This window comes from Dactylosporangium fulvum, assembly GCF_025137375.1.
Classification (GTDB): domain Bacteria; phylum Actinomycetota; class Actinomycetes; order Mycobacteriales; family Micromonosporaceae; genus Dactylosporangium; species Dactylosporangium fulvum.
In genome coordinates, this window is record NZ_CP073720.1 from 9,334,359 (window position 1) to 9,349,594 (window position 15,236).

Annotated in this window: 12 protein-coding genes; 6 read left to right on the top strand and 6 right to left on the bottom strand. The window is 71.2% G+C overall.

All coding sequences use genetic code 11. From position 1 onward, the window contains the following. Window positions 1-191 precede the first annotated feature (191 nt). The 3 genes from prfB to Dfulv_RS43020 all read right to left on the bottom strand — a co-directional run bounded on the left by prfB (window position 192) and on the right by Dfulv_RS43020 (window position 3,458). On the bottom strand, window positions 192-1,310 hold the full coding sequence (gene prfB / locus Dfulv_RS43010) for a peptide chain release factor 2 (RefSeq protein ID WP_259859566.1): 1,119 nt from the start codon (window positions 1,308-1,310) through the stop codon (window positions 192-194). 29 nt (window positions 1,311-1,339) lie between these two features. Further along, a complete protein-coding gene (locus tag Dfulv_RS43015) occupies window positions 1,340-1,855 on the bottom strand; it encodes a PadR family transcriptional regulator (RefSeq protein WP_259859567.1) in 516 nt (171 codons plus the stop codon). 82 nt (window positions 1,856-1,937) lie between these two features. Then, window positions 1,938-3,458, bottom strand: a complete 1,521-nt coding sequence (locus Dfulv_RS43020) for a serine/threonine-protein kinase (protein ID WP_259859568.1) — start codon at window positions 3,456-3,458, stop codon at window positions 1,938-1,940. A 285-nt stretch (window positions 3,459-3,743) separates the two neighbouring features. Here Dfulv_RS43020 and Dfulv_RS43025 point away from each other — a divergent pair, with 285 nt between their 5' ends. Further along, window positions 3,744-5,291 carry a hypothetical protein gene (locus tag Dfulv_RS43025; protein WP_259859569.1) on the top strand — a complete coding sequence of 516 codons (1,548 nt, stop codon included), beginning with the start codon at window positions 3,744-3,746 and terminating at the stop codon, window positions 5,289-5,291. Here Dfulv_RS43025 and pruA read toward each other — a convergent pair. After that, window positions 5,288-6,916, bottom strand: coding sequence for an L-glutamate gamma-semialdehyde dehydrogenase (pruA, locus tag Dfulv_RS43030; protein WP_259869306.1), 1,629 nt, complete (start codon window positions 6,914-6,916; stop codon window positions 5,288-5,290). The two genes, Dfulv_RS43025 and pruA, sit on opposite strands and share 4 nt — an antisense overlap. A gap of 90 nt (window positions 6,917-7,006) precedes the next feature. Here pruA and Dfulv_RS43035 point away from each other — a divergent pair, with 90 nt between their 5' ends. Next, window positions 7,007-7,909 carry a hypothetical protein gene (locus tag Dfulv_RS43035; protein WP_259859570.1) on the top strand — a complete coding sequence of 301 codons (903 nt, stop codon included), beginning with the start codon at window positions 7,007-7,009 and terminating at the stop codon, window positions 7,907-7,909. On the opposite strand, the gene Dfulv_RS43040 is transcribed toward Dfulv_RS43035, so the two are convergent. After that, window positions 7,898-8,404 (bottom strand): DUF6912 family protein, encoded by a 507-nt coding sequence (locus Dfulv_RS43040; protein ID WP_259859571.1) that lies wholly within the window; start codon window positions 8,402-8,404, stop codon window positions 7,898-7,900. The genes Dfulv_RS43035 and Dfulv_RS43040 overlap by 12 nt on opposite strands. Window positions 8,405-8,485: 81 nt before the next feature. Here Dfulv_RS43040 and Dfulv_RS43045 point away from each other — a divergent pair, with 81 nt between their 5' ends. Together Dfulv_RS43045 and Dfulv_RS43050 are read left to right on the top strand one after the other, a co-directional pair. Then, window positions 8,486-8,722 (top strand): helix-turn-helix domain-containing protein, encoded by a 237-nt coding sequence (locus tag Dfulv_RS43045; protein ID WP_259859572.1) that lies wholly within the window; start codon window positions 8,486-8,488, stop codon window positions 8,720-8,722. A gap of 192 nt (window positions 8,723-8,914) precedes the next feature. Then, window positions 8,915-9,511 (top strand): Rv3235 family protein, encoded by a 597-nt coding sequence (locus tag Dfulv_RS43050; RefSeq protein WP_259859573.1) that lies wholly within the window; start codon window positions 8,915-8,917, stop codon window positions 9,509-9,511. 442 nt (window positions 9,512-9,953) lie between these two features. On the opposite strand, the gene secA is transcribed toward Dfulv_RS43050, so the two are convergent. Further along, the gene (gene secA / locus Dfulv_RS43055; protein WP_259859574.1) at window positions 9,954-12,854 is read right to left on the bottom strand and encodes a preprotein translocase subunit SecA; all 2,901 of its coding nucleotides are present in this window, start codon (window positions 12,852-12,854) and stop codon (window positions 9,954-9,956) included. Between the two features lie 172 nt (window positions 12,855-13,026). On the opposite strand from secA, the gene Dfulv_RS43060 reads away from it, so the two are divergent. Then, a complete protein-coding gene (locus Dfulv_RS43060; protein ID WP_259859575.1) occupies window positions 13,027-14,178 on the top strand; it encodes a GNAT family N-acetyltransferase in 1,152 nt (383 codons plus the stop codon). Continuing rightward, the gene (locus Dfulv_RS43065; protein ID WP_259859576.1) at window positions 14,175-15,230 is read left to right on the top strand and encodes a GNAT family N-acetyltransferase; all 1,056 of its coding nucleotides are present in this window, start codon (window positions 14,175-14,177) and stop codon (window positions 15,228-15,230) included. Before Dfulv_RS43060 ends, Dfulv_RS43065 begins: the two co-directional genes overlap by 4 nt. Window positions 15,231-15,236: the final 6 nt, after the last annotated feature.

Genomic DNA, 15,236 nt, shown 5'->3' on the forward strand with positions numbered 1-15,236 from the left:
AGTCTACGCGGTGTGACAACTGCGCCAAGCACACGAAGTGCGCCGCGCACCCTTTGCCGGAATTGCAGACACGTTGAGGGGACACGAACGACAAGCCAGCGCTCGATTCCACTCAGAGGTGTGACGTACGTCTCATTTTTTCATGATCGATATCGATCACCCTCAGTGATCGATGGACTGCACAGAGACGATCACTCGCCCGAACCCAGCTCCCGCTGCTTGCGCCAACGGATGCCTGCGTCGATGAACGCGTCGAGGTCGCCGTCGAACACCGCCGTGGGGTTGCCTGTCTCGTGCTCGGTGCGCAGGTCCTTGACCATCTGGTACGGATGGAGGACGTAGGACCGCATCTGATCGCCCCACGAGCCGGCCACGTCGCCACGCAGCGCATCCATCTTCGCGGCCTCCTCGGCCCGCTTGAGGGCCAGCAGCTTGGCCTTGAGGACGCCCATCGCGGTGGCCTTGTTCTGGATCTGCGAGCGCTCGTTCTGGCAGGAGACGACGATGCCGGTCGACAGGTGAGTGATCCGCACCGCCGAGTCGGTGGTGTTGACGCCCTGGCCGCCGGGGCCGCTCGACCGGTAGACATCCACACGGATGTCGTCGTCGGGAATCTCGACATCGTCGGTCTGCTCCACGACCGGGACCACTTCCAGCGCCGCGAACGACGTCTGGCGCCGGCCCTGGTTGTCGAACGGGCTGATCCGCACCAGCCGATGGGTCCCCGACTCGACCGAGAGCGTGCCGTAGGCATAGGGCGACTTCACCGCGAAGGTCGCCGACTTGATGCCGGCCTCTTCCGCATAGGAGGTGTCGTAGACGTCGGTCGTGTAGCCGTGCCGCTCGGCCCAGCGCAGATACATGCGCAGGAGCATGTCGGCGAAGTCGGCCGCGTCGACACCACCGGCCCCGGCACGGATCGTGACCAGGGCCTCCCGGGCGTCGTACTCACCGGAGAGCAGGGTGCGGACCTCGAGCTCCTCGATCGACTTGGTCAGCCCGGCGATCTCCTCGCCGACCTCGGCCAGCGAGGACGCGTCGCCCTCGGCCTCGGCGAGCTCGAGCAGCACCTGGGTGTCGTCGAGGCGCGAACGGAGCCGCTCCAGCTTGGTGATCTCGCCCTGCACGTAGGAGAGTCGGGAGGTCACCTTCTGCGCGGCCGCCTGGTCGTCCCACAGGTTCGGCGCGGACGCCTGCTCCTCGAGCTCGGCCTTCTCCTTCCGGAGCCGGTCCAGGTCGAGCACAGCCTCGATGTTGCGCAGGGTGACATCGAGGCTCTTGAGCGATTCGGCGTAGTCCGGAGCAGTCACACTCAAAGACTACGCCGCATCCCCAGCGGCTATTTGCTCGGCGCGCTCTTGAGCCAGTTGAGCGCGGCCCGGTGGTAGCCGACGGCGAACTCCAGCGAGGAGGCAAAGAAGTCGTCGCCGGATTTCTTCGCCTCCTTGACCATTTCACGAGCCTCGTTCAGGGCGGCGGTGTGCTGCTCGACGGCCTGCGCATACACGTCCTGGAGTTGCTGGGCCGACTGCTGCGCGCCGAACGCCACCCGCAGGGCGACCGGGTTGCGCAGCGACTCGCGACCGGCGGGCTCGGAGAGCCAGCGGGCGAACGCCCGCTTGCCCGCGGGCGTGATCGCATATGGCTGGCTGGAGCGCGCGCCGGGCTTGCCGAGCTTGACGTAACCGGCCTCAGCGAGCGCGGGGAGCTCACGGTAGACCTGGCTGCGCGTCATCGACCAGTAAGGCCCCAGCCGACGCTGCGCGGCCGCCATCAACTGGCCACCGGTCATCGGGCCCTCGTGCAGCAGGCCCAGCAGGGCCGCCGCCGTCGCGTTGACTCCAGAATCCGCCATGAACCCTACGCTGTCATCTTTCTCGGGCGCAGTCCAGGATTTCGGCAAATCCACTGTCGACTGTCGCGCTGCGACTGTCGAGTTAGGACTTCGGGAACGCGGGCATCGACGGGAACGCCGGCATCGACGGGAAGGGCGGCAGCGGATCACCGATGCCGGGAAGGCTCCGTCCCGGCGACGGGACGGTTGACGGCCGCTCCGTCGGCGGCTTGCCACCCGTGCCAGGCTCGGCCGACCCCTCCCCCGTCGGCGCGGCGCTGCTCGGCTCGGCGCTCGCCGGCGCCGTCGAGCCCTGCGGCTCCGAGGCCGACGAGGTGACGTTGACCTGGGCCGGCTTCCCGTCGCCGCCCCGGCCGAGGGCACCGGAGAGCAGCAGGCCGCCGACCACGAGCAGCAGCAGGAGCGCCACGCCGCCGACGGCCGCGAGCACGCGCGGCTCCGGGCGGCGCGCCGGAGCACTCTCCGTCGGTGGCCGCACCGACGGCGACTCCTGGAGTTCCTGAGGTTCCTGGGGCTCTTGGGCCTCCTGAGGTTCCGGAGACTGAGAAGGATTCGCGTATGACTCCGTGGGGAGATCCGCCACACCGTGCGGCTCGGTCGGCAACTCCTCGATCGGCACGGCCATCATCAGGTTGGCCGACGCCGACCCGGCCGCCGGGGACGTCGGTGCGGTCGGCAGCGGCACCCAGTCGACCCGCCGGACGGGCGCCTGGACCGGCGCGGTCTGCTCCGCCGACCGCTGCCAGAAGGTCACCGCCTCCGCGGCCAGCCGGGGCAGCGGCTCGAACCCGTCGAGCGCGCCCTCCGCGACACGCAGCCGGCCCATGATCGCGGACGCCGCCGGGCGCATGCGCGGCTCCAGCTCCATGCACGCCTCGATGATCGGCCAGAGCGCGGCCGGCATACCGGGCGGCGGGACCGGCACGCAGTCGGCGTGCCGGCGCAGGACGTCGTTGGGTGAGCCGCCGCGGTACGGGCTGCGGCCGCAGATCAGCTCGAAGAGCACCACCCCGAGCGCGTAGACGTCTGAGGCGGGGCTGGGCGGGCCGCCGGCGACGACCTCGGGCGCCACGTATTCCGGGGTGGCGTGCGTCGGACCGGCCGGCTTGTCCAGCCGCCGGGCGACACCGAAGTCGGCGAGCCGCACCGGCCCGCCGTCCTGCGGCACGAGCACGTTGCCCGGCTTGACGTCGCCGTGGACGATCTCGTTGGCGTGGACATACGCCAGCGCGTCGGCCACCTGCGCGACGACCTCGGCGGCCACCGCGGGCGGGAGGGGCCCGTCGGCGCGCAGGCGGCGCCGCAGGTCGGGGCCGGCGACGAGCTCCATCGCGATGGCCGTGACGCCCTGGTCGGTGATCAGGTTCTTGACCCGGATCACCGAAGGGTGGTCCAGGCCGGCCAGCAGTTCCGCCTCACCGAGGAAGCCGTCGACGAGTTCGGACACCTCGGCCGCTTCCGGGCGGAGCAGCTTGACCGCCACCCACTCATCGGCCAGTGTGTCGTAGGCCCGCCAGACCGCACCGATGGCGCCACGGGCGACCTCGGACTCGAGCCGGTATCGGTTGTCGAGAACTGTCTTCGCGCCGGTGACCGTCTTCATCGCCGTCCCTCCCCCTCCCCTGCGACGTTAGGCCCGCGTCGATGCGGCGATCGGGCCCGGCCGGCGCCTTGGCACAAAGAAGGGAGTCAGCGTAGAGCAGGGCGCACAGCCGACTGCGCGGCTCCCACAGCTCGGGACGGGACCGCGGGCCGGGACGGAACGCAGCTCGGGTGCGGCAGGAGAAGCTCACCGTAGGTGAGGCACCCACCCAGCTCGCCGAAGGGGCATCAGCCCGGTTGCCAGCGGATTCGTTGCTCAGGGCGCCAAGTTATAGGGTCACGTGTCGTGACGAGAGGCGCACTGGTTGCCTGGCTGCGGAGTCTGGACACCGACGAGCTCGGGGAGGTGCTGCGCCGCCGTCCGGACGTGCTGGCTCCACCCGCGCCGGCCGATCTCACCCAGCTCGCGGCGCGGCTCTCGGCCCGGTCCGGGCTCGCCGAGGTGGTGGCGAAGCTGCCGCTGCCCGCCCTCCAGGTGATCGAGGCCATGGCCGCGTTCCCGGAAGGCCCGGTGCCGCTCGCCGACCTGGCCGAGCGGCTGGGCAGCGCGCCCGACGACGCCGGCCTCGACGCCACGCTGCGGGTGCTGACCCAGCGGGCGCTGGCCTGGCCCGATGGCGACAACCTGTGGGCGCCGTCCTACCTGCTGCTCGACGCGGCTGCCCGGCAGGCGCCGGACGAGCCGTTCGAGCCGGTGCCGCCCGCTCCCCCGCTGGCGCCGGCCGACCGGACCGCCGTCCGGGCCGCGGCCGCGGACGCCGCAGCGGAACTGCTGGACAAGATCGCCGCACTGCTCGACGAGGCGGCGGCGCGGCCGCTGGCGCAGCAGCGCAACGGCGGCGTCGCGGCCCGCGAGCTGGCCCGGCTGGGCGTCGAGCCGCTGCACGCGGAGCTGGTGCTGGCGGCCGGGCTGCTCGGCCCCGACCGCCTGCGCCTGCGGCCGACCACGGCCTACGACGACTGGCACAGCCTGCCGCCCGCCGACCAGCTGGCACGGCTCCTGGGTGCCTGGTGGTCGGGGCCGGCACTGCGGCAGGTCGTCGTCCGGGCACTGCACGACCTGCCGCCGGACACCGCCGTGCCGGACCCGGCGGCGCTGGCGCCGCTCGTCCGCTGGACCGCCCCGCTGCCGGCCCGCCAGGCCGCGGACCTGCCGGAGGCGGTGGACGCGGTCGTCGCAGCGGCGACGCTGCTGGGCGTCTGCGCCCTCGGCGCGATCAGCCCGCTCGGCCGCGCGCTCGCCGACAACCGGCCGGTCGCCGACGTCGCCGCGAAGCTGCTGCCCGAGCCTCCGCCGGACGCGCTGCGCGTGCGCGGCGTCAGCAGCGTGGTGCTCAGCGACGATCCGGAACTGCTCGACGACGTGGTCGCGGCGCTGCGCCTGCACCGCCTGGCGCCGACCGTGGCCGGCTCCCCGCAGTCCACTATGGACACGCTTGCCGCGCTGCGGGCGGCGGGCTATCGACCGGTGCGCGACGGCGTCGCCGTGACGGTCCGCCGCGCTCGTCCGACGCCGGAGCGGTCGAGGTCCACAGTGGACGCGGGTGAGCTGGCGCAGCGACTGCTCGTACCGTCGCGGCGAAACGCCACACCGCTGGAGCAGATCCGGCAGAAAGCGCCCCAGCTACGGCCCGAGCAGGCCCGGCTGCTGGCCGACGCGATCGAGCACGGGACGCCGGTGTGGATCCGGTACGTCGACGCGGCCGGTCGCTCGTCCGACCGCGTCATCGAGCATCCGGAGCTGGCCGGATCGGTTGTGGAGGCGTGGTGCCGGCTGCGCCGCGACGATCGTGCCTTCACGCTCGACAAGATCGTCGCGGTCGCCCGCCCCTAGGCACCCATGTGCGGGTAGCGGTGGTCGGTCGGCGGCACGAAGGTCTCCTTGATCGTGCGCGGCGAGGTCCACCGCAGGAGGTTGTGCCACGAGCCGGCCTTGTCGTTCGTGCCGGAGGCACGCCCGCCGCCGAACGGCTGCTGCCCGACGACCGCGCCGGTCGGCTTGTCGTTGATGTAGAAGTTGCCGGCCGCGAACCGCAGGGCGTGCGACGCGCGGTCGACGACCTGCCGGTCGGTGGCGAACACGGAGCCGGTGAGCGCATACGGCGCGACGGACTCGGCCTGCGCCACGACGGCGTCGAAGTTGGCGTCGGGGTAGACGTGGACGGCGAGGATCGGGCCGAAGTATTCGGTCGTGAACACCTCGTGCGCCGGGTCGGTGCACTCGACGACGGTCGGGCGGACGAAGAAGCCCTCGCTGTCGTCGGTGGCGCCGCCGGCGACGACCGTGCACGACGGGGAGTTTTTGATCCGGTCGAGCGCGGCGGCGTGCCGCTCGAAGGCACGCCGGTCGATGACGGCCCCGCCGAAGTTGCCGAAGTCGGTCACGTCGCCGTACGCCAGCGACTCCGCCGTCGACGTCAGCTGCTCCTTCACCGTCTTCCACAGGCTGCTCGGCACGTATGCCCGCGAGGCCGCCGAACACTTCTGGCCCTGGTACTCGAAGGCGCCGCGCACCAGCGCGGTGACGAGCGCCTGCGGGTCGGCGGAGGCGTGCGCGACGACAAAGTCCTTGCCGCCCGTCTCGCCGACGATCCGCGGGTACGACCGGTAGTGCTCGAGGTTTTCCGCGACGGCCTTGTTCAGCGTGCGGAAGACCGCGGTCGACCCGGTGAAGTGGATGCCGGCGAGGTCCGGGTCCTTCAGCGCGACCTCGGAGACGGCGAGGCCGTCGCCGGTGACCATGTTGATCACGCCGGGTGGCAGGCCGGCCGCCTCGAACAGCCGCATGGTGAAGTGCGCCGCGAACTGCTGCGTCGGCGACGGCTTCCACACCACTGTGTTGCCCATCAGCGCCGGGGCGGACGGCAGGTTGCCGGCGATCGCGGTGAAGTTGAACGGGGTGATCGCGTAGACGAAGCCCTCCAGCGGGCGGTGGTCGAACCGGTTCCACACACCGGCGGACGACGCGGGCTGCTCCGCCAGGATCTTCTCCGCGAAGTGCACGTTGAACCGCAGGAAGTCGATCAGCTCGCAGGCCGAGTCGATCTCCGCCTGGATCGCGGTCTTCGACTGGCCGAGCATGGTCGCCGCGTTGAGGGTGTCGCGCCAGGGGCCGGAGAGCAGCTCGGCAGCGCGCAGGAAGACCGCCGCCCGCTCCGCGAACGGCAGGTCGCGCCAGGCCGGGGCCGTGCTCTTGGCGGCGGCGACGGCTCGGGCGGCGTCGTCGGTCGTGGCGTTGTGGGTGACGCCGAGCACATGGCTGTGGCGGTGCGGCTGCACGACGTCGATCGGCGTGCCGGAGGCCATCCGCTGCTCGCCGCCGATGGTCATGGTGAGGTCGAGCTTCTCGCCGGCCAACTCGGTCAGCCGGCGCTGGAGTGCGGCCCGCTCGGGCGTGCCGGGGGCATAACCGTGGACCGGCTCGTTTTTCGGCTCGGGCACGGCGGACAGGCCATCCATGAGGGTCTCCCATGTCGTCATTGGCTCGGGTATCTCTCATCCTTGCACGCCTGCCGGGCAGTGCCGGCGGCTCGCGTACTCTCCTTGTTCGTGGGTGTAAAGCGTGCTGAGACGGTCGAGCCGGTCGTGGACCCGGTCGACGAGTGGCGGCCGTCCGGCGCCGTGCTCGTGGCCGGGCTCGCCCTCCTGCTCCTTCTGCTCACCCTCTATTCGGCCTACGGCGTCCTCGCCGACGCCGCCGGTGACTTCATGGCCACGACGTTGGCGGCACTGGTGCTGCCGAGCATCCTCGTGGCGACGATCCTCACCGGCGTGGCGACCGGTGTCGTGGCGGTCGGCCGTTTCGCGAACGTGGACAGGATCTGGTCCCGGCTGCTCTCCGGGGCGCTCGGCGGCCTGCCGGTCGGGCTGCTGGCGATGGGCGGGACGGTCGCGGCGTACCACAAAGGGCCGGCCATCCCGTATGTCGCCGTGGTCGTCGTGCTGACCGGGGTGCTCGGTGGCGCGGTCGCCGCGATCCGCCCGATCAGCGCCGCCGCCGCGGGTGCTGTGGGCGGGGTGGCGGTCACGGCGATCGGCCTGATCGTCGCGTACTTCCAGAACGACCTGACCGACTTCTTCGGCAACCAGGAGACCGTCGGCACGATGGCCATCGCGTCGGCCCGCCTCCAGCTGACCACGTCGATCGTCAGCGGGGTCATCGGCGGGCTGGTGACCTACGTCTACCTGCGCCGCACCGGCCTGACGCTGCCCTGGCCGGCATACCTGCTGGCGGGTGCCGTCCCGGGCCTGCTCACGCTCGCCGCGACCCTGCTGGGCTGGGTCGGCCGCCTGCCGCTCGTCGACTTCGTCCGGGACCGCAGCGTCTTCGACGCGCAGATCATCGCCGGCCGCCTGCCCGAGCAGATCAACCACGGCATGATCGTGTTCTTCGCGGGTGCCTTCACGGCGATGATCGCGGTCGGCCGGACCCTGCGCCGGTCAGCCCAATAGCTGGTCGAGCTCGGACGGGTCATACCACTCCAGCTCGTGGTCCTCGGCGCCGTCCACGGTGAACTGCGCGTCGGGGTCACCGGCCTCCGCCTCCTCGACGACGTCGGCCGCCGCGGCCACGTCGGCCTCGGCGTCGGTGCCGTCCACGTGGATCGCCGCGACGGTCCGCAGCGGCACCTTGCCGCTGACGTCGACCTGGCTGGAGCCGAGTTCGAGGCCGGACATCCTCAGCGCCGAGCCGGGCAGGTCCACCGAGACCACAACCCGCCGTCTGGGCGCCTTGGGGTCGTGGCGGAGCAGCCGGAGGGCGGCCTGGGCGGCACGGGTGAAGGCGACGTATTCGAGCTCCTCCTCGTCGCCCTCCGCATACCACTCGCGCAGTGCCGGGGTGACGGCGTGCGCCTCGCCCGGCGGCGGCAGTTCGCCGCTCTCCCGCAGCACGGCGAGCTGGGCAAGGGTCGCCGGGAGATACACACGCGTCAGGTCCGTCGTCACGCCCCTTGTCCTACACCCTGACGGCCCACCTTGTCAGGTCGTCACAACCAGCAGGACGCTAACGATGGCAAACTGAGGCTCATGGAGCCGCGATTCCTGCTCATGGCCGACGTCGCCGAGCAGTTGAACGTGTCGACCTCGCAGGTCTACCACATGGTCCGCAGCGGGGAGCTGCCCGCGATCAAGATCGGCGGCCGGGGCCAGTGGCGGATCGAGCGCAGCAAGCTCGAAGAGTACATCGAGCGGAAGTACGCCGAGACGGCCGAATGGGTGCGCAGCAACCCCCTGGTGGAGCGCGACGAGGACGAGCCCGCCTGACCCGTCCCTTGTCCCGTCCTCGGTTTCGGCCCGTCTTCCCTGCGTGCAGCCTGTCTTGCTGTTTATTGCCCCGTTCCGCCTGAAACGACGAATCGGTGCATTGGGTGCACCCGCCTTGACCCTGGGTCGTATGGCCCCCTACAAACGAGAGGAGGCAATCGAAAGCAAACGCAAGGATTCGGGGGTCCTGCAATGACGACGACGATCGCCGCTAAGCGTCCTCGGCGCCGGGCGCGCACCGCCTACGCGCCTCCCGCGGTCGTCCTCCGGTCCGTGCCGCCGCTCGACCCGCCCTGCGAGGAGTCGGTGGTCCGGCGGCCGACCCAACCGCCGTCGGACATGGACCTGCTTCCGGTCGACTGGCCCGGCTCCCCGGCGCCGCCCCGCCCGGCTGCGCCCCGCCGACGAGCGCACGACCCGTCGCTGTCGAGCGCGCACACCGCCGCCCAGCGCTTCGTCGGCCTGTGCGTGGAGATCCTCAACGGCTACCGCCCGGCGGCCCAGCTCCGCCCGCTCACCCATCCGCAGCACTTCACGGACATCTCCGACCAACTGCTCCGCCGCACCGTCCGGATCCGCATGACCCCGGGCCAGGCCGCCCGCCAGGGCCGACTCGTCCGAGTCCGCCGCCTGCTGCTCTGCCAGCCCGTCCCCGGCGTCGCCGAAGCCGCGGTGGTCCTCGAGCAGGGCGAGGCGACGTGGGCGATGGCCATACGCCTGGAGCATCAGCGCCGCGCACAGCCCAGCGCCATGCTCGGCTGGCGCTGCACGGTGCTCCAGGTCGTCTGAAGGCTCCGGTGTGTCCGCTGTGGAGGGGCGGCGGGCACACCGGACTCCACGCACCGGACCGTCCCGGCACGGGGCAGGGCGGCCCGGCTGCACCCGGCCACCGCGCTCACCCCCGGCGCGGTGGCCGCCCCGTTTTCGCGCCCCGCCAACCCGGGCCCACCACGCACCTCGCTCGCGGACCTGCAAGCCGGCGCACGCGCCAGCCCGCGCACGTCGCCCGCAGGCCCGCCAGGCGACGCACGCAGACCTGGCCAGCTCCCGCAGGCCGCTCGCGGACCCGCCAGCCAGCGCACGCGCTCGCGGGTCCGGTCATGATCGAGGGACACTCTTGGTCGCCCCGACGACGAGACGTTTCCCTCGATCATGACCGGACCCCGCTGACAACAGCGCGACGCCCGCCTGGACCGGCCAGGCGGGCGTCACGACAGGACAGCGCGGGCTGTTACGCGGGGCCGCCCGGGGCGCCGTGGCAGCGCTTGTACTTCTTGCCCGAGCCGCACGGGCACGGGGCGTTACGCGACGGGCCGTTGCTCGACACCGCCTGGCCGGGGGACGGCTTGCGGCCGCCCGACGGCACCGGCGGGCCGGAGCGGCGGCCACCGTTGCCGGACGGCGACGGCTCGCCGATGCCCAGCGCCGGGGCCTGCTCCTGCTGCTGCTCGATCACCACGCCGGCGTCGCCGTCGACGGTGGGGGCCGAGTACTGCAGCGCGCGCGGCATGCGGTTGCCGCCCAGGCCCTTCGCCCGGATCTCCACGTGCGAGTCCGGCAGCGGCAATGCGGGCTGCTCGCCGTCGACCAGCGCCTCGATCACCTCGGCCTCGGTAGGCGCGGGCGCCTCCTCGACGTGGACCTCGAGGTTGAAGAGGAAGCCGACCGCCTCTTCCTTGATGCCCTCCTGCATCTGCTGGAACATGTCGAAGCCCTCGCGCTGGTACTCGACCACCGGGTCGCGCTGCGCGTAGGCCCGCAGGGTGATGCCTTCCTGCAGGTAGTCCATCTCGTAGAGGTGCTCGCGCCACTTGCGGTCGATGACGTTGAGCAGCACCTGCCGCTCCAGCTCGCGGACCGCCTCGGCGCCGAGTTCCTCCTCGCGCCGGTCGTATGCCTTGTGCGCGTCCTCGACCAGCTGGACCTTGAGGAACTCGGAGTCGATCGTGCCGCCGGCCTCGTCCTCAAGGTCCTCGATGGTCACGCCCACCGGGTACAGCTGCTTGAGGCTCGTCCAGAGCTGCTCCAGGTCCCAGTCCTCGACTGTCTCGCCGGCGGCCGTCGCGCCCTCGGCGTAGGCGCCGACGACGTCGTCGATCATGTTGCGGACCTGATCGCTCAGGTCCTCGCCGTCGAGGACCCGCTTGCGCTCGGCGTAGATGACCTTGCGCTGCTTGTTGAGCACCTCGTCGTACTTCAGGACGTTCTTGCGGATCTCCGCGTTCTGCGCCTCGATCTGGGTCTGCGCGCTCTTGATCTGGCGCGTGACCATCTTCGACTCGATCGGCACGTCCTCGGGGATGTTGAACCGGTCCATGACCGCCTCGACCGCGCTGGCGCGGAAGCGGCGCATGAGCTCGTCCTGCAGCGACAGGTAGAACCGCGACTCGCCCGGGTCGCCCTGCCGGCCGGAGCGGCCGCGCAGCTGGTTGTCGATCCGGCGGGACTCGTGCCGCTCGGTGCCCAGCACGTACAGACCGCCGGCCTCGACGACCTCCTCGGACTCCTCCTCGCAGAGCTTCTCCCAGCGGGGCAGGACGTCCTCGAACGCCGCCACGTAGTCGTCCGGGGTCTCCTCCTCGGTGAGCCCGCGCTGGCGCAGCTCGGAGTTGGCCAGGTATTCGGCGTTGCCGCCGAGCAGGATGTCGGTGCCACGACCGGCCATGTTGGTGGCGACGGTGACGGCGCCCTTGCGGCCCGCCTGCGCGATGATCTCGGCCTCTTTGGCGTGGAACTTCGCGTTGAGGACCGCGTGCGGGACGCCCCGCTTGCGCAGGAGCTGGGAGAGCAGCTCGGACTTCTCGACGGAGACCGTGCCGACCAGGATCGGCTGGCCGAGGGCGTGCCGCTCGACGATGTCGTCGACGACGGCGTTGTACTTCGCCTTCTCCGTCTTGTAGATGACGTCCGGGTGGTCGAGTCGGATCATCGAGCGGTGCGTCGGGATGGAGACGACGCCGACGTTATACACCTTGTTGAACTCGGCGGCCTCGGTCTGCGCCGTGCCCGTCATGCCCGAGAGCTTGGCGTAGAGGCGGAAGAAGTTCTGCAGCGTGATCGAGGCGAGGGTCTGGTTCTCCTGCTTGATCTCCACGCCCTCTTTGGCCTCGATGGCCTGGTGCATGCCTTCGTTGTACCGCCGGCCGTGCAGGATGCGGCCGGTGAACTCGTCGACGATGAGGACCTCGCCGTCGTTGACGACGTAGTCCTTGTCGAGCTTGTACAGCTCCTTGGCCTTGATGGCGTTGTTCAGGTAGCCGACCAGCGGGGTGTTGACCGACTCGTAGAGGTTGTCGATGCCGAGCTGGTCCTCGACCTTGGCGACACCGCGCTCGGTGACGGAGATGGTGCGCTTGGACTCGTCGACCTCGTAGTCACCGGAGCCGTCCTTGCCGCGCTGCAGGCGCTTCACCACGCGGGCGAACTCCTGATACCACCGGGCGGACTGCTCGGCGGGGCCGGCGATGATCAGCGGGGTCCGCGCCTCGTCGATGAGGATCGAGTCGACCTCGTCGACGATGGCGAAGTTGTGGCCGCGCTGGACGAGCTCGTCCTTGGACCACGCCATGTTGTCGCGCAGGTAGTCGAAGCCGAACTCGTTGTTCGTGCCGTAGGTGATGTCGCAGTCGTAGGCGGCCTTGTGCGCCGAGGACGGCTGGTTAGGCAGCACAGTGCCCACGGTCAGGCCGAGGAAGCGGTGGACGCGGCCCATCCACTCCGCGTCACGCTGGGCCAGGTAGTCGTTGGTGGTGACGACGTGGACGCCCTTGCCGGAGAGCGCGTTCAGATAGGCCGGGAGCACACAGGTGAGCGTCTTGCCCTCACCTGTCTTCATCTCGGCGATGTTGCCGTAGTGCAGGGCGGCCCCGCCCATGATCTGCACGTCGTAATGCCGCTGGCCGAGCACCCGGGAGGCGGCCTCGCGCGCGACCGCGAACGCCTCCGGCAGGATGTCGTCCAGCGTCTGTCCGTCGGCGAGCCGCTCCTTGAACTGCTCGGTCATGCCGCGCAGTTCTTCGTCGGTCAGGTCGGCGAACTCGTCCTCCAGCGAGTTCACGGCGTCGGCCACGGCCTTCAACCGCCGCACCATCCGGCCCTCGCCGGCGCGGAGGATCTTCTCGAAAATCGACACGGGTCAGCGCTCCCTCAAACGTCTGCGACCCATCGTAGGCGGCTTTCCGGCCGAACCGCCGCCCCTGCCCACCCACTCTATGGACAGTAAGCGACATACCAGTACAAATCACCCGACGTACCGTGGAAATATCCGTCCCTCGGCGGCGACCTTTCCGGCAGGATCGGCGGTCATGGAGCCGATCGAACTCACCACCGGCGACGGGCTCGTCCTGCGCGCCTGGCAGGCCGACGACACGGAGGACGTCTTCCGCGCCTGCCAGGATCCCCTGATCCAGCGCTGGACCATGGTCCCCGTCCCCTACCTGCGCGAACATGCCGTCGACTTCGTCGGCGTGGGCTCGCAGGCCGGCTGGGCCGCGGAGACCGCCGCGCCGCTCGGGGTGTTCGACGCTCGCACGGGTGAACTCCTCGGCTCCGCCGGGCTCGTCACCCTCGACCTGCCCAATCGCCACGCGGAGCTGGGCACGTGGATCGCTCCCTGGGCACGTGGCCACCGGGTCGCCGAGCGGGCCGGGCGGGCCGTGGCGCACTGGGCGTTCGAGGTGCTCGGGCTGCGCCGGCTGATCTGGCGGGCGGAGGTCGGCAACCATGCCTCCCGGCTGACCGCCGAGCGGATCGGTTTCACTTTTGACGGAGTCGTACGAGCTGGGCTTCCGTCGCGCAACGGCGGTTTCGTCGACGGCTGGCACGGCGTGCTGCTGCCCGGCGAGGTCTGCGACACGCCGCCGGCGTGGGTCGCGCCGGGCGGCCCCGGCGCGCTGCGCGCCCACGCGTTCAGCCACCCGCCGGAGCGCCTCCCCGCCGGCCCCGGCACGCTGCGGCAACTGCGCGAGGGCGACCTGGTCGACGTGGTCGAGACGTTCCGCGACGCCGAGTCGGTCGCCTGGACGTCGATCCCGCTGGACTACGGCCCCGACCGGGCCTTGGCGTTCATCCGGCACGGATACCCCGACGGCTGGCGGCGCGGCACCGGGACCGGGTTCGCCATGGCCGACGCCGACGACCGGTTCGCCGGCACGATCGACCTGCGGATCAGCCCGGTCGACCCGGTCACGGCCGAGATCGGGTTCACCGCGGCGCCGTGGGTCCGCGGCAAGGGGTACACCACCGAGGCCGCCCGCGCGATCTGCGCCTTCGGCTTCGACAAGCTCGCGCTGGGCCGGATCGTCTGGCGCGCACACATCGGCAACACCGGCTCGCGACGCGTCGCGGAGAAAGTGGGTTTCGTGATCGAGGGTGTCCAACGCAACGGTTGTGAGCAGCGCGGCAAGCGCCTCGACGGCTGGGTCGCGACCCTGCTGGCGAAAGACCTCGGGCGATGAGCGGGCTCAGTCTGCGCCCGTGGCGCGAGGACGACGCCGACGCCGTCGCCGAGGCCTGCAACGACCCCCTGATCCAGCGGTACCTGCCGATGCTGCCCAGCCCGTACACGCGGGACGACGCCCTCGCCTTCTTCGAGCGCGACGACCACTCCAGAGCCGTCGTCGACGCGGCGACCGACCGGGTGCTCGGCTCCATCGGATACACGCCACGCAAGGAAGGCACGGCGGAGACCGGCTACTGGGTGGCACCGTGGGCCCGTCGCCGGCGGGTGGCCACAACAGCGCTGGAGCTGCTCAGCGCGGAGCTCCTCGGCGACGGGATGCACCGGTTGTACCTCACGACGGCGCTGTCGAACGGCGCCAGCCAGCGGGTGGCGGTCGCGGCGGGGTTCACGCGCGAGGGCGTCGCGCGCGCCGCCGCCCGGACCCGGGACGGCGGCTGGCACGACGTGGTCGTCTGGTCGCGGATCGCCGGTGACCCGGCCGGGCCGAGCCGCCGGCTGCTGCCCGACTTCCCCGGGGGCGAGCTGACCGACGGCACGATCGTCCTGCGACCGCTGACCGCCGAGGACAGCGACGACACGTACAACATGCGCATCCTCCCCGAGGTGAGCGGGAGGTCCGTCGTGGGCACGCCGATGGACCCGGAGCTCGTGCGCCGGCAGTGCGCCGAGTCGGTGTCGAAGTGGATCGCCGGGCAGCGCGCGGAGTGCACCATCCGCCGGGCCGACGACAACACGTACCTCGGCGAGATCGCGCTCTACTACGCGGAGCCCGTCATCCAGGAGGCGATGATCGGCTACAGCCTGTCGCCCGCGGCCCGCGGCCAGGGGTACGCGTCGCTCGCGGCCGCCCTGTTGACCGACTGGGCCTTCAGCATCGGCGTGGTCCGCATGATCGCGGGGACGGCGCCGGACAACATCGCCTCGCAGCGCGTGCTGGAGCGGGCCGGTTACACACGGGAAGGGATCCAGCCCGGCAAACTGCCCGGTCCGGACGGGACGCGTATCGACAACGTTGCGTTCGCCAAACTGCGCCCGGCGGCCATCTGAGCGTCA

Excerpts from the sequence above, each read along its gene's own strand:
- Dfulv_RS43015 (WP_259859567.1), bottom strand. The coding sequence starts at position 1,855 with ATGGCGGATTCTGGAGTCAACGCGACGGCGGCGGCCCTGCTGGGCCTG.
- Dfulv_RS43020 (WP_259859568.1), bottom strand. The coding sequence starts at position 3,458 with ATGAAGACGGTCACCGGCGCGAAGACAGTTCTCGACAACCGATACCGG.
- pruA (WP_259869306.1), bottom strand. The coding sequence starts at position 6,916 with ATGGATGGCCTGTCCGCCGTGCCCGAGCCGAAAAACGAGCCGGTCCAC.
- Dfulv_RS43045 (WP_259859572.1), top strand. The coding sequence starts at position 8,486 with ATGGAGCCGCGATTCCTGCTCATGGCCGACGTCGCCGAGCAGTTGAAC.
- Dfulv_RS43050 (WP_259859573.1), top strand. The coding sequence starts at position 8,915 with ATGACGACGACGATCGCCGCTAAGCGTCCTCGGCGCCGGGCGCGCACC.
- Dfulv_RS43060 (WP_259859575.1), top strand. The coding sequence starts at position 13,027 with ATGGAGCCGATCGAACTCACCACCGGCGACGGGCTCGTCCTGCGCGCC.
- Dfulv_RS43065 (WP_259859576.1), top strand. The coding sequence starts at position 14,175 with ATGAGCGGGCTCAGTCTGCGCCCGTGGCGCGAGGACGACGCCGACGCC.